The following is a 26,598-nucleotide window of genomic DNA, read 5'->3' on the forward strand; positions in this document are numbered from 1 at the left end:
CGACTCTATCAGACCGTTTCCCGATCCGATTTCCTCGGTGCTTTCCAGGTTCCCGCTTTCGCGTTTCCCTTTCCGGCGGTTCCGACTTTATCAGAGATTCTGAGTCGGATTTCCCGCCCCGATCGGGGACTGGTTCCGGCGCACGAGGCAGCCGGGTTCCCGTTCTGGCGGAGCCGTAAACGTACTGGAGCGGGGCGCCCCGATGCAAATCGAGGCGCCCCGCTCCGGGTTCACACGTACGAGGGGTCGTACGCCCGTCAGACCTCCACCACGACCGGAAGGATCATTGGCCTGCGCCGATACGTGTCGGAGACCCACTTCCCGAGGGTGCGGCGGATGAGTTGCTGTAGCTGGTGCGGCTCCACCACGCCGTCCTGAGCCGAGCGTTCGAGCACCTCGGTGATCTTCGGGATCACGTCGCCGAAGGCCGTGTCCTCGATGCCCGAGCCGCGGGCCTGGATGTGCGGGCCACCTGTGATCTTGCCGGTGGACGAGTCCACGACCAGGAAGACCGAGATGATGCCCTCGTCGCCGAGGATCTTGCGGTCCTTGAGCGCCGGCTCACCCACGTCGCCGACCGAGAGCCCGTCGACGTAGACGTAACCCGCCTGGACCTTGCCCGAGATCTTCGCCCTGCCCTCGACGAGGTCGACGACCACGCCGTCCTCGGCGATGACGATGCGGTCGTGCGGGACGCCGGTCATGGCGCCCAGCTCGGCGTTGGCGCGCAGGTGGCGCCATTCGCCGTGGACCGGCATCAGGTTCTTCGGGCGGCAGATGTTGTAGAAGTACAGGAGCTCGCCCGCGGACGCATGGCCCGAGACATGGACCTTCGCGTTGCCCTTGTGGACCACGTTCGCGCCCCAGCGGGTCAGGCCGTTGATCACGCGGTAGACCGCGTTCTCGTTGCCGGGGATCAGCGACGACGCCAGGATCACCGTGTCGCCGTGGACGATGCGGATCTGGTGGTCACGGTTGGCCATGCGGGACAGGGCCGCCATGGGTTCGCCCTGCGAGCCCGTGCAGACCAGCACGACCTCGCTGTCGGGGATGTCGTCGAGGGTCTTCACGTCGACGACCAGACCCGGCGGGACCTTCAGGTAGCCCAAGTCCCGGGCGATGCCCATGTTGCGGACCATCGAGCGGCCGACGAAGGCGACCCGGCGGCCGTACTCATGAGCCGCGTCCAGGATCTGCTGGATGCGGTGGACGTGGCTGGCGAAGCTCGCCACGATGATCCGCTTGCGGGCGCTCGCGAAGACCTGACGCAGGACGTTGGAGATGTCGCGCTCCGGTGGGACGAAGCCGGGGACCTCCGCGTTCGTCGAGTCGGCGAGGAGGAGATCGATGCCCTCTTCGCTCAGTCGTGCGAACGCATGGAGGTCTGTCAGGCGGCCGTCCAGCGGGAGCTGGTCCATCTTGAAGTCGCCGGTGTGGACCACCATGCCCGCGGGCGTGCGGATGGCCACGGCGAGGGCGTCCGGGATGGAGTGGTTGACCGCGACGAACTCGCAGTCGAAGGGGCCGACACGTTCGCGGTTCCCCTCCGCCACCTCGAGGGTGTACGGGCGGATGCGGTGCTCCTGGAGCTTCGCCTCGATCAGGGCGAGGGTCAGCTTGGAGCCGATCAGCGGGATGTCCGGCTTCTCGCGCAGGAGGTAGGGGACGCCGCCGATGTGGTCCTCGTGGCCGTGCGTGAGCACGATGCCCTCGATGTCGTCGAGACGGTCCCGTACGGACGAGAAGTCCGGCAGGATCAGGTCGATCCCGGGCTGCTCCTCCTCGGGGAAGAGCACACCGCAGTCGACAATCAGAAGACGGCCGCCGTACTCGAAGACCGTCATGTTTCGGCCGATCTCGCCGAGACCGCCGAGCGGGGTGACCCTCAGACCGCCTTCGGGGAGCGGCTGGGGCGGGCCGAGTTCAGGATGCGGATGACTCAAAAGACTCTCCTCACCACACGCGCCACGTACCGGTGGGCACGTGGCGCGCATGACGTTCGTGCATGAGCAGTTGTCGTTGTGGGGTGCGGGCACCGGTGGCCCGCCTATTCAGTTGTGAAGCCTGTGATGCCAAGTCTGGTGTCAGAGCTGTACCCCGCCTGCAGCAAGATCGATCTTGAGCTGGGCGATCTCTTCCGGCGTGCACTCCACCATGGGCGCGCGCAGGGGTCCCGCGGGCAGGCCCTGGAGGGCGAGGGCGGCCTTGGTGGTCATGACGCCCTGCGTGCGGAACATGCCCGTGTAGACCGGGAGCAGCTTCTGGTGGATCTCGGTGGCCTTCTGGACGTCGCCAGAGACGAACGCCTCGACGAGGGCCCGCAGGTCCGGGGTGACCACGTGGCCCACGACCGAGACGAAGCCGACCGCGCCCACGGAGAGCAGCGGCAGGTTCAGCATGTCGTCGCCCGAGTACCAGGCGAGCCCGGAGCGCGCGATGGCCCAGCTCGCGCGGCCGAGATCGCCCTTGGCGTCCTTGTTGGCGACGATGCGCGGGTGCTCCGCGAGCCTGACCAGCGTCTCGGTGTTGATCGGGACGCCGCTGCGCCCGGGGATGTCGTAGAGCATGACCGGCAACTCGGCGGCGTCGGCGACGGCCGTGAAGTGCCGGTAGAGGCCCTCCTGCGGGGGCTTGTTGTAGTACGGAGTCACGATCAGGAGGCCGTGTGCACCCACCTTCTCGGCGGCCTTGGCCAGCTCGATGCTGTGGTGGGTGTCGTTGGTGCCGACGCCGGCCACGACGTGGGCGCGGTCGCCGACCGCTTCCAGTACGGCTCGTACGAGCTCCGATTTCTCCGCGTCACTGGTGGTGGGGGACTCGCCGGTGGTGCCGTTGACGATCAGGCCGTCGTTGCCTGTGTCCACCAGGTGGGCGGCGAGCCGCTGCGCGCCGTCGAGGTCGAGTGCGCCGTCTGCCGTGAAGGGCGTGACCATGGCGGTGAGGACCCGCCCGAAGGGGGTCTGCGGAGTCGAGGTCGGAGCCATGGGTAACACGCTACTCGGTGCTCAATGCGTGGTCTGCCCTTGGGGTGCGGGATAAGTCCGGACAAATGCGGAGCCCGGTACTGCCTGCTCGGGGGTTCAAGCAGTACCGGGTCCGTTTGATCAGGCTAGATGAACTTCTCCAAATGCCGCAATACGGACACTTCAGGAGGCTGACCGTACATCCGTGCTCGGCCGGGGAACGGGGGTGCGCTACGGCGCCACACGGCCGTTCGCGTTGAAGGCGGCGTAGGTGAGCGGCATGAGCCTGGCCCACTCGGCCTCCATCTTCTCGCCGACCATCTCGATCTCCCGCTGCGGGAAGGACGGGACCTTCGCCAGTTCGTGCTGGGTGCGCAGGCCGAGGAAGTGCATCAGCGAGCGGGCGTTGCAGGTGGCGTACATCGAGGAGAACAGGCCGACCGGGAGGACGGCGCGGGCGACCTCGCGGGCGACGCCGGCGGCGAGCATCTCCTGGTAGCGCTCGTAAGCCTGGATGTACGACTCCCGCATCGAGCGCTCCACGATCTCCTGCTGGGCTTCGGTGCCCGGGACGAACTCGTACTTGCCGGGTCGCCCCTGCTGTACGAGTTTGCGGTCCTCTCCCGGCACGTAGAAGACGGGCTGCAATTCCCGGTAGCGGCCCGACTCTTCGTTGTAGGAGTTGTGGACGACGACTCCGTTGGCCAGGAAGTTGTGCCAGGGGCCTTCCACGGTGAGGTCGTACGTCATCTCCTCGCCGTCTTCCTCGATCGAAACGACCGGATCCGGAACGGCCACAGCGATCTTTCCGCCGCGCCGGGCGAGCTTCTGTTCCGTCGCACTCTTGGTGGCGTGACAGGGCTCGCAGGCGGGTGCCAGATTCCGCTCGTCGAGGGCCCGGGTCAGGTCTTCGGCCACAGGAACGACGTGATCGAGAGCAAGCTGCCGGCGAGGGAAGGACTGTCCGCAGAGGTGGCAGAGATCGGTCTCGCGAATCAGCCGGTCGCGCTGCATCGAGGTCCAGACTCCCACACCGCGACGAAGGCTCGGGGGAACGAGCCTCTCGGAGGGGCGAGGCGCGGTCCCGGCGGACATGACGGCATCGCCGACGGCGAGCTCACCGGCCTTCCGCCAGCCGTCCGGAGTGAGCACCGCGTGGTCGACGGTGGAACGTAGAACCTTGCCACTCTCAGTGGTGATCCTGATCAGTGGCTTGATGCCCGATTGGATGACGTCCAGGATCTGAGCCCGCTGGGCGGTCAGCGTCTCCTCGTCGTAGCAGCGGACGTGGTTGCGCCGCACCGATTCGAGCTTGCGCAGCCTGGTGGACGGGTGTTGTTCGCGGAATTCGGCGACGGCGGAGTCGGCCGCCTCACGGTTGTCGTACAGCCCGAGGTAGTGGTTCGTCTCTCCACGACGGACCTGTGCCATCCACTTCTGTGCGCGTGCATGCCAGGTCACGCCACCCGCGGAATGTGGCAAGCGGTCCTCGACGCCGAGGTGCCACAGCTTGTAGAGATCCTCGATGGAACGCCGCCGGAGATTGCCCGCCTCGCTCACCAGCGTGATCTCCGTGTCACCGGCGACGCACCAGCCCACCCGATGCCGCATGAACTCACGGAAGACGAAGATCGGGGCGCTGATGAAGAAGGTCATCGAGTTGTGCTCGAACGGACTGCCGTGGCGGTCCCGCATCAAGTAGTTGATCAGGCCCTTGGAGCGCTCCGGGTCCTTCGTCAGCTCGTCCAGGGACTGCTCGCCGGCGGTGGAGACGCGGGCGGCCCACAGCACGTCGGAGTCTGCCGCGCTGTGCTTCACCAGCTCGACACTGACATCGCTGCGGAAGCTGGGCTTGAGGTCGTCGGCGGGGGTGTCGGTCACGGCTCGGAGGGTCCTTCCATCACTTCTGGCGGGCGGCGCCCACTCTACGGCCCGCCACTGACAACAGGGCGTTCGGTGCCGGTTCGCACATACCCCGGCGAATTTCTGTGAATTCGGCGAAACCGGGCACCTTTTGGGGCACTCGACCGTCTGTGTAGATGACAGTCACTCGTTCGATCCCGAGAGGAGAGGCTCCACCCATGTTCCGTCGGCGTGAGCCCGTCCCGTTCGCCTTTGTCGCCGAAGCCGACAGGTTCCGCAGCAATGTCGCTCCCCCGCCCCGTCAGCGGGCGTCCGCCGGTCAGATGGCCGGGCGCTGGCTGCTCGGACTCACCATCGTCGCCGGGCTGGTGGGCTCGCTGGTCCTCGGTATGCCCGCGCTGTCCGCCACGGCCTCCACTCCTGCTCAGCAGTCACAGGCTTCTCAGGGGCACTGACTCCATCGGACCCCCAAGGGTGGTGAGCACGGACACCGGGGGATAGCCTCACCGGGCACAGCCCATGCATGGATTGAGTGAGGACCAGCCGTGCCCCTGCCCTTCCTGACGGCCGACCGTGCCTATGAGCCAGCGGACGACTCGCTGCCCTTCGACGACCGCGACCGCTGGCGGCGGCCCTACCGTCCCGGGCCGTGGCGCGTGGGTGTGGCGGCGCTCTGGCTGCTGCTCGCCTCGTTCGTGCTGTTCGCCGCGGTCATCATCGCCTTCACCGCTTCGGCTTCCGAGGCCGGTGTGGTGTTCGGTATCGCGTTGGCCGTCATCGCGGGTTCCCTGCGGCTGCTGCGCGTGGGCGTCTGGGTGTGTGCGCGCGGGCTGCGTCAGGTGGGCTTCTTCGGGACGCGTACGACGCCCTGGGAGCGGGTCGCCGCGCTGCGGACGGTGCAGCAACCGGTGCGCTGGCTCGGGCTGCCGCGCACGGTGCAGGGGCAGGCCCTGATCCTCGTACGCAGTGACCGCCCGGCGCAGGACGGGCCGGTGCTCATGACCACGCACGGCGTCGACTTCCTGGCGCGGGCCGGGTCCTTCGACCGGGCCGCGGACACGATCGAGGCATGGGCGGCGGAGAACCGGCGCGGCTGAGCGAAGGGTGCCGGGTGCCGGTCGGGCGCCTGCCCGCGGTTACGCCTCGACGGACCTGCCTTCGTGCAGGGCGATGGCGCGTTGCATGGCCTTGCGGGCGCGTGGGGTGTCGCGGGCGTCGTGGTAGGCGACGGCGAGGCGGAACCAGCTGCGCCAGTCGTCAGGGGCCGCTTCCGTCTCGGCCTTGCGCTTGGCGAAGACCTCGTCGGCCGAGTCGCGGTCGATGCGGCCGCCGGGTGTGCGCTTGAGCTCGTCCACCGGGAGGCCGCCCTCGGCATCGAGTTCGGCGGCGAGGGCGTTGGCCTTGCGGACGAACTGGGTGTTCTTCCACAGGAACCACAGACCGATCACCGGCAGGATCAGCACCGCCACGCCGAAGGTGACGGTGAGGACTGTGCCGGACTGGATGAGCATGACGCCGCGGCTGCCGACCAGGACGAAGTAGAAGACCAGGACGGCGGCCGTTATGGCGTAGGAGAGCTTGGCTCGCATGACGGTGTCAGCCCAGGTCCAGGAAGTGTTCCAGGCCGAAGGTCAGACCCGGGCTGGTCACCACGCGGCGGGCGCCGAGCAGGATGCCCGGCATGAAGCTGCTGTGGTGGAGCGAGTCGTGCCGAACGGTCAGCGTCTCGCCCTCGCCGCCGAGCAGGACCTCCTGGTGGGCGAGCAGGCCGCGCAGGCGGACGGAGTGCACGGGGATCCCGTCGACGGTGGCGCCGCGGGCGCCGTCCAGTGCCGTCTCCGTGGCGTCCGGTGCCGGGGCCGTGCCTGCGGCGCGGCGCGCCTCGGCGATGAGCTGGGCCGTGCGCGTGGCGGTTCCGGAGGGGGCGTCGACCTTCTTCGGGTGGTGCAGCTCGATGACCTCGACGGACTCGAAGTAGGGCGCGGCGATCTGCGCGAACTTCATCGTGAGTACGGCGCCGATGGAGAAGTTGGGCGCGATCAGCACGCCGGTCTCCGGGGAGGCCGCCAGCCAGCTGCCCAGCTGCGTGAGGCGCTCGTCGGTCCAGCCCGTCGTACCGACGACCGCGTGGATGCCGTGGCTCAGGCAGTACTCGAGGTTGTCCATCACCGAGGCCGGCGTGGTCAGTTCGACGGCGACCTGGGCTCCGGTCTCCGCCAGCGTCTCCAGCTTGTCGCCGCGGCCGAGGGCGGCCACCAGCTCCATGTCCTCGGCCGCCTCGACGGCCCGTACCGCCTCCGAGCCGATCCGGCCCTTGGCACCGAGAACCGCCACGCGCAGCTTGCTCATCTTCTTGCTTCCTAAGAGGGGAGGACCTACAGGGGCAGGAGTTACGCGACCGCTTCGTGCAGACGGGACGCCTGCTTGTCCTTCAGCGGGCCGATGACCGACAGCGAAGGCCGCTGTCCCAGGATGTCGCGCGCGACCGAGCGGACGTCGTCCGGGGTGACCGAGGCTATCCGGGCCAGCATGTCGTCCACGGACATCTGCTCGCCCCAGCACAGCTCGCTCTTGCCGATACGGTTCATCAGCGCGCCCGTGTCCTCGAGGCCCAGGACCGTCGAACCCCGGAGCTGGCCGATGGCGCGGCCGATCTCGTCGTCGGACAGGCCGTGCTCGGCGACGTGGTCGAGTTCGTCACGGCAGATCTTCAGCACGTCGTGGACCTGCGAGGGCCGGCAGCCGGCGTACACGCCGAAGAGGCCGCAGTCGGCGAAGCCCGAGGTGTAGGAGTACACGCTGTAGGCCAGGCCGCGCTTCTCGCGGACCTCCTGGAACAGGCGGGACGACATGCCGCCGCCGAGGGCCGTGTTCAGCACGCCGAGGGCCCAGCGGCGCTCGTCGGTGCGGGCGAGGCCCGGCATGCCGAGGACGACGTGTGCCTGTTCGGTCTTGCGGCCGAGCAGTTCGACGCGGCCCGAGGTGCGGATCGTGCGGCGGCCGTCGCGCGGGGCGATGGGGGTCGCCGCGTCGCTCTTGAAGGCGCCCGCCTTCTCGAAGGCCGAGCGGACCTGTCGTACGACCTTGTTGTGGTCGATGTTGCCGGCGGCCGCCACGACCAGGTGGGTCGGGTCGTAGTGCTTCTTGTAGAAGCGGCGGATGCGGTCCGCGGTGAGGGCGTTGACGGTGTCGACCGTGCCGAGGACCGGGCGGCCGAGGGGGTTGTCGCCGAACATCGTGTGCGCGAACAGGTCGTGCACGCAGTCGCCCGGGTCGTCCTCGGTCATGGCGATCTCTTCGAGGATGGCGCCGCGCTCGACGTTGACGTCCTCTTCGAGTATCAGGGAGCCCGTGAGCATGTCGCAGACGACGTCGATGGCGAGAGGCAGGTCGGCGTCGAGCACGCGCGCGTAGTAGCACGTGTACTCCTTCGCCGTGAACGCGTTCATCTCGCCGCCGACCGCGTCGATGGCGGAGGAGATGTCCAGCGCGCTACGGCGGGAGGTGCCCTTGAAGAGCAGGTGCTCCAGGTAGTGCGTGGCGCCGTTCAGGGCCGGGGTCTCGTCGCGGGAGCCGACGTGCGCCCAGATGCCGAAGGTCGCGGAGCGGACCGAGGGCAGGGTCTCGGTGACGATGCGCAGGCCGCCGGGGAGGGTGGTCTTGCGGACCGTGCCGATGCCGTTCTCGCCCTTGATGAGGGTTTGGGTACGGGCGACGGCCCGCGCCTCCGAGGAGGTGCGGGCCGTCGCCTCGAAGCCACGGGGCGTCACTTGTCGCCGTCGTCCTTCTTGTTGGTGTCGTCGCCTTCTTCGCCCTCGATGACCGGGATCAGGGAGAGCTTGCCGCGGGAGTCGATCTCGGCGATCTCGACCTGGACCTTGGCGCCCACACCGAGCACGTCCTCGACGTTCTCCACGCGCTTGCCGCCGGCCAGCTTGCGGATCTGCGAGATGTGCAGCAGACCGTCCTTGCCCGGGAGCAGCGACACGAACGCGCCGAAGGTCGTCGTCTTCACGACGGTGCCCAGGTAGCGCTCGCCGACCTCCGGCATGGTCGGGTTGGCGATGCCGTTGATCGTGGCGCGGGCGGCCTCGGCGGCCGGGCCGTCGGCGGCACCGATGTAGATGGTGCCGTCGTCCTCGATCGTGATCTCGGCGCCGGTGTCCTCCTGGATCTGGTTGATCATCTTGCCCTTGGGGCCGATGACCTCACCGATCTTGTCCACGGGGATCTTGACGGTGATGATCCGCGGGGCGTTCGGGGACATCTCGTCCGGGGTGTCGATCGCTTCCATCATCACGTCGAGGATGTGGAGGCGGGCGTCACGGGCCTGCTTGAGGGCGGCGGCCAGGACGGAGGCCGGGATGCCGTCCAGCTTGGTGTCCAGCTGGAGCGCCGTCACGAACTCCTTGGTGCCGGCGACCTTGAAGTCCATGTCGCCGAAGGCGTCCTCCGCACCGAGGATGTCGGTGAGGGTGACGTAGTGCGTCTCGCCCTCGATCTCCTGGGAGATGAGGCCCATGGCGATACCGGCGACGGGGGCCTTCAGGGGCACACCGGCGTTCAGCAGCGACATGGTGGAGGCGCAGACCGAGCCCATGGACGTCGAGCCGTTGGAGCTCAGCGCCTCGGAGACCTGGCGGATCGCGTAGGGGAACTCCTCGCGCGTCGGCAGCACCGGCACGAGCGCACGCTCGGCGAGCGCGCCGTGGCCGATCTCGCGACGCTTCGGGGAGCCGACGCGGCCGGTCTCACCGGTGGAGTACGGCGGGAAGTTGTAGTTGTGCATGTAGCGCTTGCGGGTCACCGGCGACAGGGTGTCCAGCTGCTGCTCCATACGGAGCATGTTGAGGGTGGTGACGCCCAGGATCTGGGTCTCGCCACGCTCGAACACCGCGGAACCGTGCACGCGCGGGATGGCCTCGACCTCGGCGGCCAGCGTGCGGATGTCGGTGACACCGCGGCCGTCGATGCGCTTCTTCTCCTTGATCACGCGCTCACGGACCAGCTGCTTGGTGAGCGAGCGGTACGCGGCGGAGATCTCCTTCTCACGGCCCTCGAACTCCGGCAGGAGCTTCTCGGCGGCGAGCGCCTTGACGCGGTCCAGCTCGGCCTCGCGCTCCTGCTTGCCGGCGATGGTCAGCGCGGAGGCGAGCTCCGGCTTGACGGCGCCGGTGAGGGCCTCGAGGACGTCGTCCTGGTAGTCCAGGAAGATCGGGAACTCGGCGGTCGGCTTGGCGGCCTTCGACGCGAGGTCGGCCTGGGCCTTGCAGAGCACCTTGATGAAGGGCTTCGCGGCGTCCAGACCGGCGGCGACGACCTCCTCGGTCGGAGCCTCGGCGCCACCCTTGACCAGCTGGATGGTCTTCTCGGTGGCCTCGGCCTCGACCATCATGATCGCGACGTCGCCGTCCTCCAGGACGCGACCGGCGACGACCATGTCGAAGACGGCGTCCTCGAGCTCGGAGTGCGTCGGGAACGCGACCCACTGGTTGTTGATCAGCGCGACGCGGACGCCGCCGATCGGGCCGGAGAAAGGCAGACCGGCCAGCTGCGTGGACGCGGACGCGGCGTTGATGGCCACGACGTCGTACAGGTGGTCGGGGTTGAGGGCCATGATCGTGGCGACGACCTGGATCTCGTTGCGCAGGCCCTTCTTGAAGGACGGGCGCAGCGGGCGGTCGATCAGACGGCAGGTGAGGATCGCGTCCTCGGAGGGGCGGCCCTCACGGCGGAAGAAGCTGCCGGGGATCTTGCCGGCGGCGTACATCCGCTCCTCGACGTCCACCGTCAGGGGGAAGAAGTCGAGCTGGTCCTTGGGGTTCTTGGAGGCGGTGGTGGCCGACAGCACCATGGTGTCGTCGTCCAGGTACGCCACGGCGGAGCCGGCGGCCTGCTTGGCCAGGCGGCCCGTCTCGAAGCGGATGGTGCGGGTGCCGAAGGAGCCGTTGTCGATGACGGCCTCGGCGTAGTGGGTCTCGTTCTCCACTAGCGTTTTCTCCGATACTTTTCGTCTTTTGTCCTTGTCTGCCCGTGTGGCAGGAGGACCGTCACGGAGAAGCGCTCCACTGGTGCGGGCCGGTCTTCGATCGAAGCACCCGGGGCTCACTTCCCCCGGGGGCCACTACCGAGGACCGGCGGCGGCGAGATGCGCTTCTCGCTGTGTCGTACGTATTGCGTTGTGCTACCACACTACAAAGGGGCAGTGACACTCCGCATGTTTCCGTGCGTACGGACGTTTCCGCACGTACGGCAAAGGGAGCGGTCCCGACCCTTCGGGAACCGCTCCCCCTGCACGGCGTCCTACTTGGCGCCCGCCGCACCACGGCGGATGCCGAGGCGGTCGACCAGCGCACGGAAGCGCTGGATGTCCTTCTTGGCGAGGTACTGCAGCAGGCGACGGCGCTGACCGACCAGGATCAGCAGACCACGGCGGGAGTGGTGGTCGTGCTTGTGGGTCTTGAGGTGCTCGGTCAGGTCCGAGATCCGGCGCGAGAGCATGGCGACCTGGACCTCGGGGGAGCCGGTGTCACCCTCCTTGGTACCGAACTCGGTGATGATCTGCTTCTTCGTAGCGGCGTCGAGCGACACTCGTACTCCTCGTAGTCTTCATGGATGCCACCGAGTGCCCCCGGTCTTTGTCTCGGGGGAGCTTCCGTTACTCGGGAGGCGGGGATCCGCTGGGCGCGGCCTCCAGGTCCTGCAGGTGAACCTGCCGGGGCTCCGGGGGTGCGTACACAAACGGCCGTCACACAGGCTACCAGCCGGCGGGGCCGCTACTTCACGGCCATGCTCTCGATGCCCAGGACGAGATACACCCACTTGGGCTGCCCCTTGGCGGGCCCGTCGACCTTCTTGACGCCGAGGAAGACGCGGCCGTCCTGGACGACGATGTCGTTGTCATCCGTCATCGTCATCAGATCGGCCTCCTGAGGGAGGTCGAAGTAGAGGTACGGGGTCTCCTTGCCGGTCCGCGGGTCCAGGCCGACCAGTCCCGAGGGCATGACGTGCTGGTCGGTCACGCGTACGGCGAGGAGTCTGCCGCCGCTCATCCGGACCGGGTACAGCAGGGAGCCGGGGCCGGAGTCGTACTTCTTGGTGGTCCTGCCGGTGGCGAGGTCGAAGCCGATGATCCAGCTGGAGTTGATCAGCTCGCCCGAGTCCTTGCTGCGCAGGAAGACCTGGCCGTCGCCGACGGCGATGGTCGGGCAGTCCTCGGTGTTCAGGTAGTCGTCGTACGAGCACTCGCCGACGTAGGTGCCGTTCTGGAGGCGGATGACGGCCCGGGGCTTGCCCGCGGTGTCGAGAGCATCCCGGAGAGGCCGATCCCGCCGGCCTGGACGACGAGGACGGGCGGCTCGGCGGAGGGGATGTCCAGGTCGCGGATGCCCTTCGCGGCGGAGTACGTCCACAGGACCCTGCCGGTTGTCGGGTCCACCTTGCGCGCCTTGTAGGTGGTGGCGTCCGTCGAGTCGGCGGGGGCCTTGTCGTTCCAGCACTGCTGGCGGACGAGCAGGGCGCCGCCGCCCGCTGCGCCCATGTCCTGGCAGGAGCCGGAGGAAACCGTCTCCCACGCGCGCGTGCCGTCCTTCATGCGGTACGCGTCCGTGCCGCCGCCCCAGGTGACGACGACCGTGCCGTGCACCAGGGTCACGCTCGGGGTGTCCTGGGTGTCGCCGCCCGTCGCCATGCCGTGGCCGTCGCCCAGTTCGGAGACGGGGAAGTCGGCGTCCCAGATCTCACGGCCGTCGTCGAGGTCGAAGAAGGCCACGTGATTGCAGAAGGCTGTGCCGAGGTCGTTGGCGCGGAACAGGACGGCCGTGCGGTGGTCGTTGGTCACATGGCGGGTGTAGCCGCAGATCGGGCCGTCGAGGGGGAGCTTCCACTTCTCGTCGCCGGGGGTGGCGTCGGTGCCTATGCGCAGTCCGATGACGGTCTTGTTGATGCCCTTGGCGATGATCTTGTCCGTGGCCCACATGCCGGGCATCTGGTAGTGCTCGCCCGGGCTGAGGTCGTCCACGGAGAAGCGGAAGGCCATCTTGCCGGTGGGGCTCGCGGGCTTCTTCTCGACGGTCTCACGGATGTCGAGGGGGCCTTGGCGGGTCGCCGCGCCGTTCGAGGTCTTCGTACCGTCGCCCGCGCCCCACAGCAGCCGGCCGCCGGTGCCGAGGGCCGCGACCAGCACAAGCGCGAGCAGCGCCAGGGGCCACTTCGGGCGGCGCTTCTGCCGTGGCGGCTGCGCGGGCGGGGCGGGCTGGGCGTACATGGGAGGGGGTGGGCCGAAGCTCTCGCGCGGGTCCTTTTCCTGTGGAGTTTTCCTGTGACCGGGGGTGAGGGTTCCGTTGCAGTGCTCACGCCGACGCCCCACGCCCTGCGTGCAGGGTGTGGGGCGTCGAGGTCTGTCGCCGGGGGGGTCAGTTCCCGATGCCGCCGCGGACCTTGCCGTAGACGTCGAGGACCGCCAGGCAGACCGGGACCAGGGAGAGCAGGACCAGCGAGTCCGCGAGGTCGAGCATGCGGCCCCAGAACGGGGAGAGGCCCTTCTGCGGCACGATCAGGGCGATCGCGATCAGCAGCAGCACGCCGGCCGCGACCGAGGCGCCGAGCCACAGGGTCCGTACGTTGACCGGGCCGTGGTTGTTCTGCAGCAGCTGGATGATGATGTCGGCCGGCGGCGAGATCGCGAGGCCGAGGACCAGCAGGCCGAGCGTGATGACACCGGCCACGAACAGGCAGGTGACCTGGGCGGTGTAGCGGAACAGGCGCGCCCGCAGCATCGCGGCGAGGCCGGTGCACAGGGCCAGCAGCTGGGCCCAGCCGCTGTCGCTGAAGCCGAGCACCGCGCCGCCCGCGCCCACGATGACGGCGGCGCAACCGCCCACCAGGCCGAGCAGCAGTTCGTGGCCGCGGCTGGTCTGGGCGACGATGCGCTGGACGTCCACGGCATCGAGGTCGCCCTCGCGGCCCTCACGGCGGGCCCGGGCGAGGTCCTCGGGGTTGCGGAAGCCGATCGGCAGCTTGGCGAACCGGGCCGACCAGCCGGGCAGGAAGCCGACGACCGCCAGGGCGACCACCGAGGTGCCGGCCGCGATCTCCCGCGGTGCCGCGTCGGTCAGCACCCCGCAGAACACGGCGAGCGTGCCGATCCCGGAGGCCAGCGCGGCGGCCACGAACGGGGCGTCGCCCTGCGGCAGCAGCATGATCAGCACAACGGAGAGCAGCAGGACGGCGACGCAGCCGACGAGGAACTGGAGCCTTCCGGGGCCTTCGTGTGCCCCCTGCGCGATGACGCCGGAGCCCGCGATGAGCGCGTGCGGCAGCGCCGAGATGCCGAGCGCGACGGCGGAGCCACGGTCGTCGTACACCCGGGCCCGTACGCCCGCGAGTGCCGTCAGGCCGAGTGCGGTCACGCCCGCGAGGATGCCCTGGAGGCCGTGCATGTCGTGCCGGATCGGGTCCGCGAACCAGAAGACGAAGCCGAGCATGACCAGCAGCAGCGAACCGGCGACGAGGCCGGCCACCCGCATCAGGTTGTCGTTCCAGCTGCGGGTGTCCTGCTTGACCGCGGCGGCGATGGCGTCCACGACGTCGTCGTGGACGGCCGGCGGCAGGGAGTCCGCGAAGGTCCGCAGCAGCAGCACCTCGCCGTCCCTGACCCGGTGCTCCAGCAACGAACGACTCGCGTCGAGCACCTGACCCTCGCGGGTCACCAGGTGATAACCGGCGAGACTGGTGTCCGACTGGGCCAGACCCGAGAGCCGGATGATCTCAGGAAAGAGGTCCTGGATCGGCAGGTCCTCGGGCAGCGCGACATCGACGCGGCTGTCCGGCGCTGCGATGGTGATTCGGCAGAAACCTGTCGAAGTCCCCGTGCTCACCTGGTGTTCCCCCTGTTGGACAAGGCTGCTTCATGCAGTTCGTACGACGCGAAGCGCCACCCTATCCCTAGCCGTACGGGGTGTTGGGACGCCCTCCCTCAATTCTCCCCGTACCCCCTCGGCATCTCCATCCTCCTGGCTCTCCAGTGGACCTGGGGCATCAGTAGGATCGACGACTGCACGCGAAAGACGCCTACGCGAACGGGAACTCGTCGCGGTACACGGGGGCGTCGATGCCAGGACGTTTCAATCACGAAGGATGAGTGCATCGGTGAGCGTCGTCATCATCAAACGACCACCGCGGATAGTGCCCCCGGTGGTACCGGACGGCGAGGTCAGACTGGAGACGCCCCCCGAGATCCCTCGTGAGGGCGACGAGAGCATGCTGATGAACCTGCTGCCCATGATGGGCATGCTGGGTTCCGTCGGCTTCTTCTTCATGCCCAACCTGCCCCCGTACATGAGGGTGGTCGGCGGGCTGATGCTCGCCTCGACGCTGGCCATGGCCATCGCGCAGTTCGCCAAGTCCCGGCAGGGCGGCGGCGCGGGGATGGCGCAGGACCGGCGTGACTACTTCCGCTACCTGGAGCAGGTCCGCAAGGACGTGCACAAGACCGCGGAACTGCAGCGGCAGAGCCAGCTCTTCCAGCATCCGGACCCGGAGCAGCTGTGGGCGGTGGCGGCCGACGGCAAGCGGCTGTGGGAGCGGCGCCCGACCGACGCGGACTTCGCCTCCGTACGCATCGGCCGCGGCGTCCAGCAGCTGAACACGCCGCTCGTCGCCCCCGACACGGCGCCCAAGGAGGAGCTGGAGCCGCTGACCGCGGCGGCCATGAAGGCGTTCCTCGACGCGCACGGCAGCCTGCACGACCTGCCGGTCTCCATCTCGCTGCGCGCCTTCTACCACGTGACGATCGCCGGCGACACGGACACGGTCTACGGCAACGCCCGCGCGACGCTGTCCCAGTTGGCGACGCTGCACTCGCCGGAAGACCTGATGGTCGCCGTGGTGGCGCACCCGTCAGCGGCGGCGGACTGGGACTGGATCAAGTGGCTGCCGCACAGCCAGCACCCGAAGGCCAAGGACGGAGCGGGTTCGTCCCGGCTCCTCTTCGACGACCTCGGGGAGCTGGAGGAGGCGCTGGCGGGCCAGCTGGACGACCGGCCCCGCTGGAACCGGGACGCGAACCCCGTCTACGACCAGCCGCATCTGATCGTGGTCCTCGACGGCGGCACCGTGCCGCCGGACTCCGAACTCGCCAGTTCCGAGGGGCTCCAGGGCGTCACCTTCCTGGAGATCGCCCCGGGCGAGCTGGAGGAGGACCTGCGCGCGGGTCTGACGGCGTATGTGAAGCCGGAGCGGATGCAGCTGTTCGTCGGCCACGAGTCGGCGTACACCGGCAAGGCCGATGTGCTGAACCCGGAGCAGGCCGAGTCCCTGGCGCGGCAGCTGGCGCCCTTCCGGGTCGGTTCCGCGGAGGAGGGCGAACCTCTGCTCTCCAACCTGGACTTCACCGACCTCATGGGCATCGGCGACGCGGGCACCGTCGAGGTCTCCCGCACCTGGCGTCCGCGCACGCTGCACGAGCGGCTGCGGGTGCCGATCGGTGTCGGCGAGACCGGCGAGCCGGTCATGCTGGACCTCAAGGAGGCCTCGCAGGAGGGCATGGGCCCGCACGGCCTGTGCGTCGGCGCGACCGGTTCCGGCAAGTCCGAGGTGCTGCGTACGCTGGTGCTCGGTCTCGCGGTCACGCACTCCTCGGAGACGCTGAACTTCATCCTCGCGGACTTCAAGGGCGGCGCGACCTTCGCGGGCATGGCGGACATGCCGCACACCGCGGCCGTGATCACCAACCTCGCGGACGACCTCACCCTCGTCGACCGCATGCGTGACTCGATCATGGGTGAGACGCAGCGCCGCCAGGAGCTGCTGCGCTCGGCGGGCAACTACGCCAACCTGCACGACTACGAGAAGGCCCGGGCGGCGGGCGCCGCGCTGGAGCCGATGGCCTCGCTGGTGATCGTGCTCGACGAGTTCTCCGAACTCCTCACCGCCAAGCCCGACTTCATCGACATGTTCATCCAGATCGGCCGTATCGGCCGTTCGCTGGGTGTGCATCTGCTGCTGGCCTCGCAGCGCCTGGAGGAGGGCAAGCTGCGCGGCCTGGACACCTACCTGTCGTACCGGATCGGTCTGCGGACCTTCTCCGCCGCCGAGTCGCGTACGGCGATCGGTGTCCCGGACGCCTACCACCTGCCGTCGATCCCCGGCTCCGGTTATCTGCGCTACGACACCGACACCATGGTCCGCTTCAAGGCGGCGTACGTGTCGGGGCCGTACCACGGCGAGGGCCCCTCCCGGGTGCACCGCTCGACGCAGCTGCGGCCCGCGCTGTTCACGGCGGAGCAGGTCGCGCTGCCGCCGCAGCCGGTGATCGAGGAGCCGGAGCCCGACAACCGGGTGGACGACGCGCTCGCCGACACCGTCCTCGACGTCCTCGTCGGCCGGATGATCAACCAGGGGCCGCCCGCCCACCAGGTGTGGCTGCCCCCGCTGGAGGAGGCGCCCTCGCTGGAGCAGCTGCTCCCCCAGCTCGCCGTCTCCCCGGAGCGCGGCCTGACCGCGCCCGACTACACGGCGCTCGGCCGGCTCAATGTGCCGGTCGGCCTGGTGGACAAGCCGTTCGAGCAGCGGCGTGACGTGCTGTACCGGGACTTCTCGGGCGGTGCGGGCCACGGTCTGTTCGTCGGCGGTCCGCAGTCCGGCAAGTCGACGCTGCTGCGTTCGCTGATCTCCTCGTTCGCCCTCACCCACACCCCGTCCGAAGTGCAGTTCTACTGCCTGGACTTCGGCGGTGGCTCCCTGATCGCGATGGAGGACCTGGCGCACGTCGGCGGGGTCGCGAACCGTCTCGACGCGGAGAAGGTGCGCCGTACGGTCAGCGAGGTCGAGGGAATCCTGAACGCGCGCGAGGAGTACTTCCGCACGAACAACGTCGACTCGATCCAGACGTACCGGCAGCGCCGGGCCGCGAGCCAGCTGCCCGACCAGATCTGGGGTGACGTCTTCCTCGTCATCGACGGCTGGGCCACCTTCAAGACGGACTACGAGCTGCTGGAGTCCACCGTCACGGAGATCGCGACGCGCGGTCTCGGCTTCGGTGTGCACGTGATCCTGACCGCGAGCCGCTACACCGAGGTGCGGCCCGCGCTCAAGGACATGCTGCAGAACCGCATCGAGCTCAGGCTCGGTGACCCGACGGAGTCGGAGGTCGACCGCAAGGTCGCGCAGAACGTCCCGGCTGCGGTGCCGGGCCGTGGTCTGACCCAGGACAAGCTGCACTTCATGACCGCGCTGCCCCGGGTCGACGGCTCCTCGGCGACCGAGGACCTCTCCGAGGCGACGTCGATCCTCATCCGCGGTATCAACGACAACTGGCAGGGCAACCACGCCCCGGCCGTACGGCTGCTGCCCACCATGCTGTCCTCGGACCGGCTGCCCAAGGGGTTCGAGCACCCGGACCGCGGTGTGGCCATCGGCATCGACGAGTCGTCGCTCTCGCCGGTCTTCGTCGACTTCGAGTCGGACCCGCTGTTCATCGTGTTCGGTGAGAGCGAGTCCGGTAAGTCCGCGATGCTGCGGCTGCTCGTCAAGCAGATCACCGAGCGCTACACGCCGGACCAGGCGAAGATCGTCATGGGTGACTACCGGCGTGCGCATTTGGAGGGTGTGCCCGACTCGCACCTGTCGCGGTACTGCGCGTCGGCGCCCGCCCTGGCGGAGACGCTGGAGGGCCTGGCCGGTTCCATGCACCGGCGCATGCCGGGCCCGGACGTCACGCCCGAGCAGCTGCGCAACCGCTCCTGGTACAACAGCCCGGACGCGTTCGTCATCGTCGACGACTACGACCTGGTGGCGACCGGCGTGAACCCGCTGGCCCCGCTCCTGGAGTACCTGCCCTTCGCCCGTGACGTCGGTCTGCGCATCATCATCGCCCGCTCCTCGGGCGGTGCCAGCAGGTCGCTGTACGAGCCCGTGATGCAGCGGATGCGCGAGCTCGGCGCCCAGGGCCTCGTGCTCTCCGGCGACCGGTCGGAGGGTGCGCTGCTCGGCAACATCACCGCGTCGCAACTGCCGCCGGGGCGCGGGTACTTCCACACGCGGCGACGCGGTGGACAGCTGATCCAGACGGGGTGGCTGCCGGCCCGGTTCTGAGCGGCGACTGCTTCGGCGCAGGGGGCGGTACCCACACGGGTGCCGCCCCCTTGTGTCAGTGGTGACCGCTATGGTGACGTGCGAGAGAGAACGAGTGAAAAGACGAGCCACGGGGGGCAGTTGTGCCGTCGGACTTCATGGACTCCGATCCCAAGGTCCTCAAGACCGAGGGCTTCAACATGTACACGGTCGGCCAGGACTTCTCGAAGGCCGTGAAGGCCTTGCAGGACGGACTGACCGCGCTGGAGGGTACGGGAACCCCGCCCTGGGGTGACGACGACATCGGCGAGAAGTTCGGCGTCGCCTACACGGGCCTGCGTGACGGCATGTACCAGTCGATGGGCAGCCTGGCGGAGCGGCTGGCGGGGATGGGTATCGCCTTCACCAAGATGGGCGTGGCGCACGAACAGAACGAGGCCGACCAGCTGGACCTCTGGAAGGCGACGACCGCCGAGTACGACGGCCAGGTGAAGGTCCCGCCCGGCGTAGCACAGGGCACGTTCACAAAGGCGCAGAACACCTGATCCTCAGCGGATCCGCGGCAGCCGGCGGCATGGGCCGCTGCCGCGCAAGTAGGGTGAGTCGAGTTCGTCGTCACATGTCAGGAAGAGGCCCCGCAGCATGACCGAGGTACGGAACAACGAGATCGAGACTCCGGCCGAGATCAAGGCACGCAAGGAGCGGGAGCGGGACGAGCTGTACGCCCTCGACATCTCGGGGGTCGAGTGGCACAGCGCCCCCGGCACCGAGGAGCACGAGGAGCGCGTCGAGATCGCGTACCTGCCCGAGGGCGCGGTGGCCATGCGCTCCTCCCTCGACCCCGACACCGTGCTGCGGTACACCGAGGCGGAGTGGCGGGCGTTCGTACTCGGCGCGCGGGACGGGGAGTTCGACCTGGAGCCGGCTCCGCACAACGGCGGGGTGCCGGCGGAACAGGCCGACCAGTAGCCGACCCGCACCGGCCGGGACGGCCATCGCTCCGTGCCACAGGCAGCGCCGGCGCTCGGACAGCCATGAGCCGGTGACGAGCCGGTGACGAGCCGGTGACGAGCCACTGGTCAGTACAGCGAGAATCCGCCGCTGTGCCGCCCCTGGCTCTTCTTCCCGGACTGCGCGGACTGGTCCTCGGACCTGCTCGGCTCGGACTGCCCCGAAGGCGAGGAGGCGACACCGCCGGTCAGCGGCTCACCATGCCTGACCTGGTCGCGCTCCTCCTCGGAGAGGGACTCCCACTGGCCGCGCAGGGAGGCCATGCCGCCGCCCAGGGCGCGCGCCACCCCGGGGTCGTCCAGGGCGTCGCGGAGCGGGAGCCGACCGGAGAGCAGCTTCTTCGCCGCGTCCTGCAGGTCCTTGCCGACGCCGTCGTTCTCGGACAGCTTGCGCAGGGCGGAGTTCAGAGAACGAATCTGCTCCGGTTCGAGTGCCTCGTCCAGCACACCGCGCTCCGGCGAATCGCCCTGCGGGTTCGGTGAGTTCTCGGGTCGCCTCGTCATGCTGTGTCTCCTCGCTGCCCTCGTCTCTCGGACATCCGAAGTATCTCCCGTCACGTGCGGAGGATAGACTCAACGCCCCCGCCAGGGCGGGCCGTTGAGGGTGGTGAAGGCCGTCGCCATGGTCGTCGTGCTCTTCGGCGGCGTGGGCTACTACGTCTGGGACTACAACACCAGCCCCACGGGCGGCAAGGCGAGGGCGGCGGCTTCGGCGTCCGCCTCCGCCGCGGCTCACGACCCCGGGATCGGCGACTGCGTCAAGGTCAAGGACCCCAAGGGCGAGCCGGTGACGACGGTCGTCGACTGCAACTCCCCCGAAGCCGAGTACAAGTTGGGCGAGATGGTCCCTGGCGCGAACACGGAGTGCGGGTCCAAGTACGACTACGGCATTCAGACCACCGCAGGACGAGCGGCTGCACGTTGTGCTTCACCAAGGTCTGACCTGGGCCGTGCTCCGACGCGGGACCTGCAACGGTTTTGTGACAGCAACACCCTGAAGTTGCGGGCGGGTGAGTCCGTAAACTTTGCGAACGGCTGTACTCCTGTGTGACATCCCTTGACCGATGAGGGAGTTGTACGGCCGGGTGTCTGACGGGGGTGCTTTCTGCTGTGTCGATGATGTTGCCGGACGAGCTCGAGTGGGTTCTCGAGATGCTCGGCTACCGCTGGCCGACGGCGGACGAGGACAAGCTCAAGGACTCGGCCAAGCTATGGCGGAAGTTCGGCGACGACGTCATCGAACTGCACACCACGGCGAACCTGAGCGCCGGCCAGGTGTCTGCGCACAACGCCGGCGAGTCGATCGACGCGTTCAGCAAGACGTACCGCAAGTTCGACAGCGGAGGCGGCGACGGCTACCTGGGCAACGCCGCCCAGGCCGCCTACCTCATCGCGAACGTGATGGAGGCCTGCGCCTACATCGTCGAGCTCGCGAAGTGGGCGGTGATCGCCCAGCTGATCGCCCTGGCCATTGAGATCGCCGCCGCCCAGGCCGCGGCGCCCTTCACCTTCGGCCTCTCCGAAGTCGGCGCACTGGGGGCCACCCAGGTCACCCGGCTGATCGTGCGCCGCCTCCTCGACGAGCTCAAGGAGGCACTGCTCAACGCGGTCGTCGAGGCGATGAAGGAGCCCGCGATCTCAATGATCGAGGCGATCATCACCGACCTGATCCGCCAGACCGTGAACGTCGGCTTCGGCGCCCAGGAGGGCTACGACCTCGGCGCGACCGTCAAGGCCGGCGCCGACGGCGCCTGGGACGCCATCAAGCAGACCCCACAGACCCTCGCCGAGGGCGTCCGCGACGGCCTGGGCGAGAAGGCCGGGCACCGGGCCCACCATGCCGTCGACAGCAGGATCGACGGGCATGGCGGGGGGTCCGAGGGCGGGCATGGGGACGGGGACTCGCACCCGTCCGACGGTGACGGTGACTCCAACTCGTCCGGTAATGACGGGAGTTCGAGCTCTTCCGATGGAGAGCGGGGCACCAACTCGTCGGACAGCGAGGGCGGTTCGAATGCGTCCTCCGACTCGTCCTCGTCCGGCTCCCACTCCAACGGCTCGGACTCGTCGGGGACGGACTCCTCCACGTCGACGCGTGCAGGCGGCGACGTGGGCACGAACATCGGTGGCGGGATTTCAGCCGACACCGGCGGCAACAGCCTCGGCGGGCCGGATCTGGGTGCGGGACCGGGTTCCGACTCGGGGTCGGACTCCGGATCCGGCTCCGACTCGGGGGCCGGGGCCGACTCCGGGGCCCCGAGGCCGACCCTCTCCCACTCGGGTCCGACGCTGTCCGACTTCGACGATCCCTCGCCGAGTGGGGCGTCGTCGGGTGGCTCGGACTCGGGGGGTGCGTCCCACGGTCCCGGCGCCTCCGGGCCGTCCCACTCCGGCGGCGGCTCGTCCGTGTCCGGCCTCTCGTCGCCGACCGTGCATTCCGTGTCGGCCCCCGCGTCGTCAGGGGCGTCTCCGTCGCCGTCGACGGGCGGCCACGGCGGAATCAGCACCAATATCGACAGCCTGGCCGCCGGCACCCCGACCCACACCAACTCGGTGCCCTCGCCTGCTCCGACGGCCAGCGACCCGTCCTCCAGCGGTGCGGGCGGAGGCCGCGCGGACGGCGGCTCCGGCATGCCGACATCGCCTGTCGCGCCGTCCACGGCCGGTGGGGTGGGTGTCGGCTCGCATCAGGGCGGGGGTACGTCCGGCGGCAGCACGTCCTCCGGCACCGGCCCGAGCAGCCCCACGCCCAACTCCGGGGCAGCGAAGAGCTCTTCCGTCGCGACGCCCGGTACAACCTCCCCCGCGGGATCGGGTCCGGCCTCCACGCCGAGTCCGACGTCGCCATCCACTGCCCGCAGCACTACGGCCGCGTCGGCATCAGCCTCGACGTCGGCCACGGCAGACGGTCGCGTTGCCGCTGGTGCGGGTCTTCGTGTCTCCGGTACGGGGGACGGGCGCGTCCCCGGTGCGACGGACGGCCGCACCCCCGGCACGCCGGACGGGCGGACACCGGCCCAGCGCACCCCCGGAGGCACGACGACGCAGGGGGACGGTACGACGCCGAGGAATCCGTCCGGTACTACGCCGGGGGACGGCACCACTCCCCGCACCACCCCCGGCACAAGGCCGGGCGACGGCACCACGCCCCGCAACACCACTGACACCAGCCCTGGGGACGGCACCGCCCCCCGCACCACCCCCGGCACAAGGCCGGGCGACGGCACCACGCCCCGCACCAGCACGGAGCCGATCGGTAGCACACGTACCAACACCACGGACCCGACCGGCAACGCCCGTACCAACACCACGGACCCGACCGGCAACGCCCGTACCAACACCACGGACCCGACCGGCAGCACTCGTACCAACACCCCGGGCCAGAACTCGAACACGAGCACCGCGACTCAGAACCCGGCCCAGTCGTCGTCCTCCAGGACCACCTCGCCGTCCACCAGCACCTCCACGACGACGCCCTCCACCTCGACCGGCTCCGGTCCGGATCGCGCCTCGACGCCGGGCAACGGCACGTCGGACTCGTCGACGCCGAGCGGCCGTACCCCCGACTCCTCCAGCCGGCCCGGCCCCGCCAACGCCCCCGGCACGCCTGACGGCACGTCCGGCACTCCCGGCTCCCGGCCGGGCACCGGGGCCGAGCCCACCCCCAACAGGCCGCCGCAGCAGCCTGCGGGCAGCCCGCCCGGCTCTCCGCCGCAGCCGGCCGCACATCCCAACAACCCACAACAACAGCACCAGCACCAGGTGACGCCGGTCCCGGTCCACACCGTCGTCCGCACCCCGAGTGCCCCGGCGGCGCCCTCGCACTCGGGCCCCGCAACGCCACCGGCACCGGGCTCGCCCCAGGCCACCCCCGGCAACCCCGACCACCAGCAGCACCCGCAGCAGGACAGCCTGGAGGACATCCGCACCGACCTGGACCACCACCCCGGAGGCCTGACGGAGCCCGACCCCGCGGATCAGCAGGCGCTGGTCGACGCGGTGCCGCACAACGAGGACGGCACCCCGCAGCGCTTCCCCGACCCCTTCGGCTCCTGGTCACAGCTCCAGAACGACGGTGGCAACACCGTCCCCGGACGCAGCAACAACTGCGCCGACTGCTCCCGCTCCTTCCTGGAGACCTGGTACGGCAGCCCCCAGGTCTCGGCCCCACGCACCCTGGACACCGACGAGCACGGCAAGCCGGACTACTGGTCCCCCGAGGACAACGCGAACGACAACCAGATCCGCTGGGCGGGCGCTCCCCACACCTACGCGGGCCGGGGCGACGACCCGCACACGCCGGCCCGCATCGCCTGGGACCTCCAGCAGGCCGGACACGGCGCCGCGGCCATCGTCCAGGTCGGCTGGCCCAACAACGGAGGCGGCCACGCCTTCAACGCCGTCAACCACCACGGCAACATCATCTGGATCGACACCCAGACGGGAGATGTAAGCCACAACCCGCTGCACATCTCCAACGCGGAACACGTCTGGCACATCCCCCTGGACGCCGACGGCAACCCGCTCCACCCCGCGGTGCCCGAGACCAAGGACGCCGGGGACCAGAACGACGACGCGCAGGCCCAGAGCGACGGCGAGGCCCAGCCGGAGAAATCGGACGGCGCCCAGCCCCAGACCTCGCAGAACGACGCCTCGGCCGACACTCCGAAGCAGGTCGACGACCCCGCACAGCAGCCCTCCAGCACCGACCCGAACACGACGAAGGACGGGCCCGGAGACGAGAACGGCCGGCCGCAGAGCGAGAGCCCCAGCCCGTCCGAACCGGACCGCACCCCTGAGGGCCGGGAGAGTTCCCAGGACGCCCCCGAAGGCCGGAAGCCGTCCCCGGACGAGGCGCCCCGCCCCGACGAGCAGGGCCGCACCTCCGGCAAGGAGTCCGAGCAGCCGACCAAGACGGCTCAGACGGACACCCGGAACGACCCCACGAGCAACCGGGACACACATCAGCAGAGCTCCACGCCCTCGGACCCGCATGCGTCCGACCCGCAGCACCGGCACACCCCGGACGCGCACACCACGGACTCGCACACCCAGGACTCACACACATCGGACCCGCACACCTCGGATCCCCGAACCCCGGACCCACGTACGCCCGATCCTCGTACGCCCGACCCACGTACGCCCGACCCACGTACGCCCGATCCCCGTGTCTCAGACCCGCGAACGACCGATCCGCGGACGTCGGAGCCGCATCGGGACACCCCCGCGCAGAGGCATCCGGAGAGCGACGACCGCCCCGACGGTCAGCGCCCTGGCACCGAGCCGGGGCCGGACCACAAGCACCCCGAGCACGGCGAGGATCCACAGTCCGAGACGCCGGGCCGGGACCGGCTCGCGCCCCCGGACCAGTCCCACCCCGCGAACGCGGACCCCTCGGCGGCCGACGCGCACCATGACCGCCCCGGCAAGATGACCAAGGACTCCGCGGTTCCCGCCCACGAGAGCCTGCCGGACGGCAGGAACGCCGATGCGTCACGGCACATCCAGCAGTCCACGGCAGGCAGGAAGCCCTTGTACGGGGAGATCACCCCCGAGCACCCGGCGCCCCCGAAGCCGGAGGTACAGCACCACCCCGAGGGACCGGCACAACCGGCGGGCGATCCGGTCAACAACCCTCAGACGGACCACGAGTGGGTCGACCACATGGTCCATCTCGCCAACACCGATCCCAGGTTCTTCGAGAAGTACTACCGGCCGACCGACGGTCACCGGTGGTCGCGCCACGACAGGTACATGGGTCGCCAACTGCCCATTCTGCGGGCCACCGGAGACCCGCAGAGGCCATGGATGGCAGCGAGCAACGTGCTGCCCGCTTCGCCTCCCCATTACGTCGACCCGAACGTGAAGCCGGTCGGGCGGACCGAGGGAGGCCCCTCTGCCGAGACGCTCGACAAGCTCGACGAGCGTGCCGCATCCCGGGCAGACGCGATCGAAGCGGACCGTGAGCCGCACAAGGCGAGGGAAGCGGCCAAGAAGGCCCTTGAGGCGGACGACACTCCTGAGAACAAAAAGGCCTTCGAAGAGGCCGACGACGTGCACAGGCCGCTGCACGCGGCGAGAGGCAAGGAGAGCGAGCGGTACGGAGACGAAGTCGCCGAGTACCACGCGATTCCGAACGAGTTCCCCGGTGCGGTCCGCGTCGACAACCGGGCCGAGGGCAACAACCGTTTCGACCAGGTGTACACCGCGCCCCCGGACGCGACCGATTACGACCATGTGGTCGTGGAGTGCAAGGGTTCCCTCGACGCGGGCGAGGGTGACCGTCAGGGGCTCCCGCTGGGAGCGGACGACCCCGACCGTCCCGAGCCGGGAGAAGGGCACGACGGGCAGGACACGGCCCCGGACGAGGGTCAGGACGCACCGGACGGCAGCGAACCGGCGAACCCGGCCGTGCCGCAGGTCTCGCAGGGCACCCGTGAGTATTTCAAGACGATCCTGCACGAGATGCGCATGCGAGGCTTGCGCGGGCTGGACGACGCGACCGCTGAGCCCGACCCGGCGAAGGCCGAGGCCAAACGCAAGGCTGCCCAGGACGAACTGGACCTGGCACGCGACCTGCGCAAGGCCCTCAAGGAGCAAGGCCGGGAAGTTAAGGCTGGCTGGGGCGCTGTCCAGGCGCGGGTGGGCGTGCTGGCCCTGCGGTGAATGACGAACGGGACCGCTGGTAG

General features: G+C 69.4%; 18 protein-coding genes and 3 pseudogenes. 7 read left to right on the forward strand and 14 right to left on the reverse strand.

Annotated features, from left to right (window positions below; translation table 11 throughout):
- Window positions 1–257 precede the first annotated feature (257 nt).
- The 5 genes and pseudogenes from AB0N07_RS41780 to AB0N07_RS41800 form a co-directional block, all read right to left on the reverse strand.
- Window positions 258–1,943, reverse strand: a complete 1,686-nt coding sequence (locus tag AB0N07_RS41780; protein WP_365844561.1) for a ribonuclease J — start codon at window positions 1,941–1,943, stop codon at window positions 258–260.
- 141 nt (window positions 1,944–2,084) lie between these two features.
- Window positions 2,085–2,984, reverse strand: coding sequence for a 4-hydroxy-tetrahydrodipicolinate synthase (gene dapA, locus AB0N07_RS41785; protein ID WP_365844563.1), 900 nt, complete (start codon window positions 2,982–2,984; stop codon window positions 2,085–2,087).
- Between the two features lie 210 nt (window positions 2,985–3,194).
- A pseudogene (gene thyX, locus AB0N07_RS41790) lies at window positions 3,195–3,644 on the reverse strand (FAD-dependent thymidylate synthase); the annotation flags it as partial.
- Between the two features lie 3 nt (window positions 3,645–3,647).
- Window positions 3,648–4,574: pseudogene (locus AB0N07_RS41795) on the reverse strand (HNH endonuclease); the annotation flags it as partial.
- Window positions 4,554–4,844 (reverse strand): annotated as a pseudogene (locus AB0N07_RS41800) (FAD-dependent thymidylate synthase); the annotation flags it as partial. The pseudogenes AB0N07_RS41800 and AB0N07_RS41795, both read right to left, overlap by 21 nt.
- A gap of 200 nt (window positions 4,845–5,044) precedes the next feature.
- On the opposite strand from AB0N07_RS41800, the gene AB0N07_RS41805 reads away from it, so the two are divergent.
- Both AB0N07_RS41805 and AB0N07_RS41810 read left to right on the forward strand, forming a co-directional pair.
- Complete coding sequence (locus tag AB0N07_RS41805; RefSeq protein ID WP_232655629.1) at window positions 5,045–5,281, forward strand: hypothetical protein; 237 nt, start codon at window positions 5,045–5,047, stop codon at window positions 5,279–5,281.
- 90 nt (window positions 5,282–5,371) lie between these two features.
- Window positions 5,372–5,923, forward strand: a complete 552-nt coding sequence (locus AB0N07_RS41810) for a hypothetical protein (RefSeq protein ID WP_365844565.1) — start codon at window positions 5,372–5,374, stop codon at window positions 5,921–5,923.
- Between the two features lie 39 nt (window positions 5,924–5,962).
- On the opposite strand, the gene AB0N07_RS41815 is transcribed toward AB0N07_RS41810, so the two are convergent.
- From AB0N07_RS41815 to eccD, 8 genes are all read right to left on the reverse strand, one after another.
- Entirely contained in the window at window positions 5,963–6,415 is a 453-nt protein-coding gene (locus tag AB0N07_RS41815; protein ID WP_365844567.1) for a hypothetical protein, read from the reverse strand.
- 7 nt (window positions 6,416–6,422) lie between these two features.
- Complete coding sequence (dapB, locus tag AB0N07_RS41820; protein WP_365844569.1) at window positions 6,423–7,175, reverse strand: 4-hydroxy-tetrahydrodipicolinate reductase; 753 nt, start codon at window positions 7,173–7,175, stop codon at window positions 6,423–6,425.
- A gap of 41 nt (window positions 7,176–7,216) precedes the next feature.
- Complete coding sequence (locus AB0N07_RS41825) at window positions 7,217–8,596, reverse strand: pitrilysin family protein (RefSeq protein WP_365844571.1); 1,380 nt, start codon at window positions 8,594–8,596, stop codon at window positions 7,217–7,219.
- Window positions 8,593–10,815 (reverse strand): polyribonucleotide nucleotidyltransferase, encoded by a 2,223-nt coding sequence (locus AB0N07_RS41830; protein WP_365844573.1) that lies wholly within the window; start codon window positions 10,813–10,815, stop codon window positions 8,593–8,595. The genes AB0N07_RS41825 and AB0N07_RS41830 overlap by 4 nt, the downstream gene beginning before the upstream one ends.
- Before the next feature lie 314 nt (window positions 10,816–11,129).
- Window positions 11,130–11,417 carry a 30S ribosomal protein S15 gene (rpsO, locus tag AB0N07_RS41835; protein ID WP_005479656.1) on the reverse strand — a complete coding sequence of 96 codons (288 nt, stop codon included), beginning with the start codon at window positions 11,415–11,417 and terminating at the stop codon, window positions 11,130–11,132.
- Between the two features lie 185 nt (window positions 11,418–11,602).
- Window positions 11,603–11,878 carry a hypothetical protein gene (locus AB0N07_RS41840; protein WP_365844575.1) on the reverse strand — a complete coding sequence of 92 codons (276 nt, stop codon included), beginning with the start codon at window positions 11,876–11,878 and terminating at the stop codon, window positions 11,603–11,605.
- Between the two features lie 170 nt (window positions 11,879–12,048).
- Window positions 12,049–13,092 carry a hypothetical protein gene (locus tag AB0N07_RS41845; protein WP_365844577.1) on the reverse strand — a complete coding sequence of 348 codons (1,044 nt, stop codon included), beginning with the start codon at window positions 13,090–13,092 and terminating at the stop codon, window positions 12,049–12,051.
- Between the two features lie 148 nt (window positions 13,093–13,240).
- Window positions 13,241–14,704, reverse strand: a complete 1,464-nt coding sequence (gene eccD / locus AB0N07_RS41850; RefSeq protein WP_365844579.1) for a type VII secretion integral membrane protein EccD — start codon at window positions 14,702–14,704, stop codon at window positions 13,241–13,243.
- Window positions 14,705–14,975: 271 nt separating this feature from the next.
- On the opposite strand from eccD, the gene eccCa reads away from it, so the two are divergent.
- From eccCa to AB0N07_RS41865, 3 genes are all read left to right on the forward strand, one after another.
- Window positions 14,976–18,920, forward strand: a complete 3,945-nt coding sequence (gene eccCa / locus AB0N07_RS41855; RefSeq protein WP_365844581.1) for a type VII secretion protein EccCa — start codon at window positions 14,976–14,978, stop codon at window positions 18,918–18,920.
- A 137-nt stretch (window positions 18,921–19,057) separates the two neighbouring features.
- Window positions 19,058–19,444 carry a hypothetical protein gene (locus tag AB0N07_RS41860; RefSeq protein WP_232655638.1) on the forward strand — a complete coding sequence of 129 codons (387 nt, stop codon included), beginning with the start codon at window positions 19,058–19,060 and terminating at the stop codon, window positions 19,442–19,444.
- A gap of 97 nt (window positions 19,445–19,541) precedes the next feature.
- A complete protein-coding gene (locus AB0N07_RS41865) occupies window positions 19,542–19,868 on the forward strand; it encodes a DUF397 domain-containing protein (RefSeq protein ID WP_232655639.1) in 327 nt (108 codons plus the stop codon).
- Window positions 19,869–19,978: 110 nt separating this feature from the next.
- On the opposite strand, the gene AB0N07_RS41870 is transcribed toward AB0N07_RS41865, so the two are convergent.
- Window positions 19,979–20,413 carry a hypothetical protein gene (locus tag AB0N07_RS41870; RefSeq protein ID WP_365844583.1) on the reverse strand — a complete coding sequence of 145 codons (435 nt, stop codon included), beginning with the start codon at window positions 20,411–20,413 and terminating at the stop codon, window positions 19,979–19,981.
- A gap of 94 nt (window positions 20,414–20,507) precedes the next feature.
- Between AB0N07_RS41870 and AB0N07_RS41875 the strand changes: the two genes are divergently transcribed.
- A complete protein-coding gene (locus AB0N07_RS41875; protein WP_365844585.1) occupies window positions 20,508–20,960 on the forward strand; it encodes a hypothetical protein in 453 nt (150 codons plus the stop codon).
- A 65-nt stretch (window positions 20,961–21,025) separates the two neighbouring features.
- The gene (locus AB0N07_RS41880; RefSeq protein WP_365844587.1) at window positions 21,026–26,575 is read left to right on the forward strand and encodes a toxin glutamine deamidase domain-containing protein; all 5,550 of its coding nucleotides are present in this window, start codon (window positions 21,026–21,028) and stop codon (window positions 26,573–26,575) included.
- Window positions 26,576–26,598: the final 23 nt, after the last annotated feature.

The organism is Streptomyces sp. NPDC051172 (assembly GCF_040682555.1).
GTDB lineage: Bacteria > Actinomycetota > Actinomycetes > Streptomycetales > Streptomycetaceae > Streptomyces.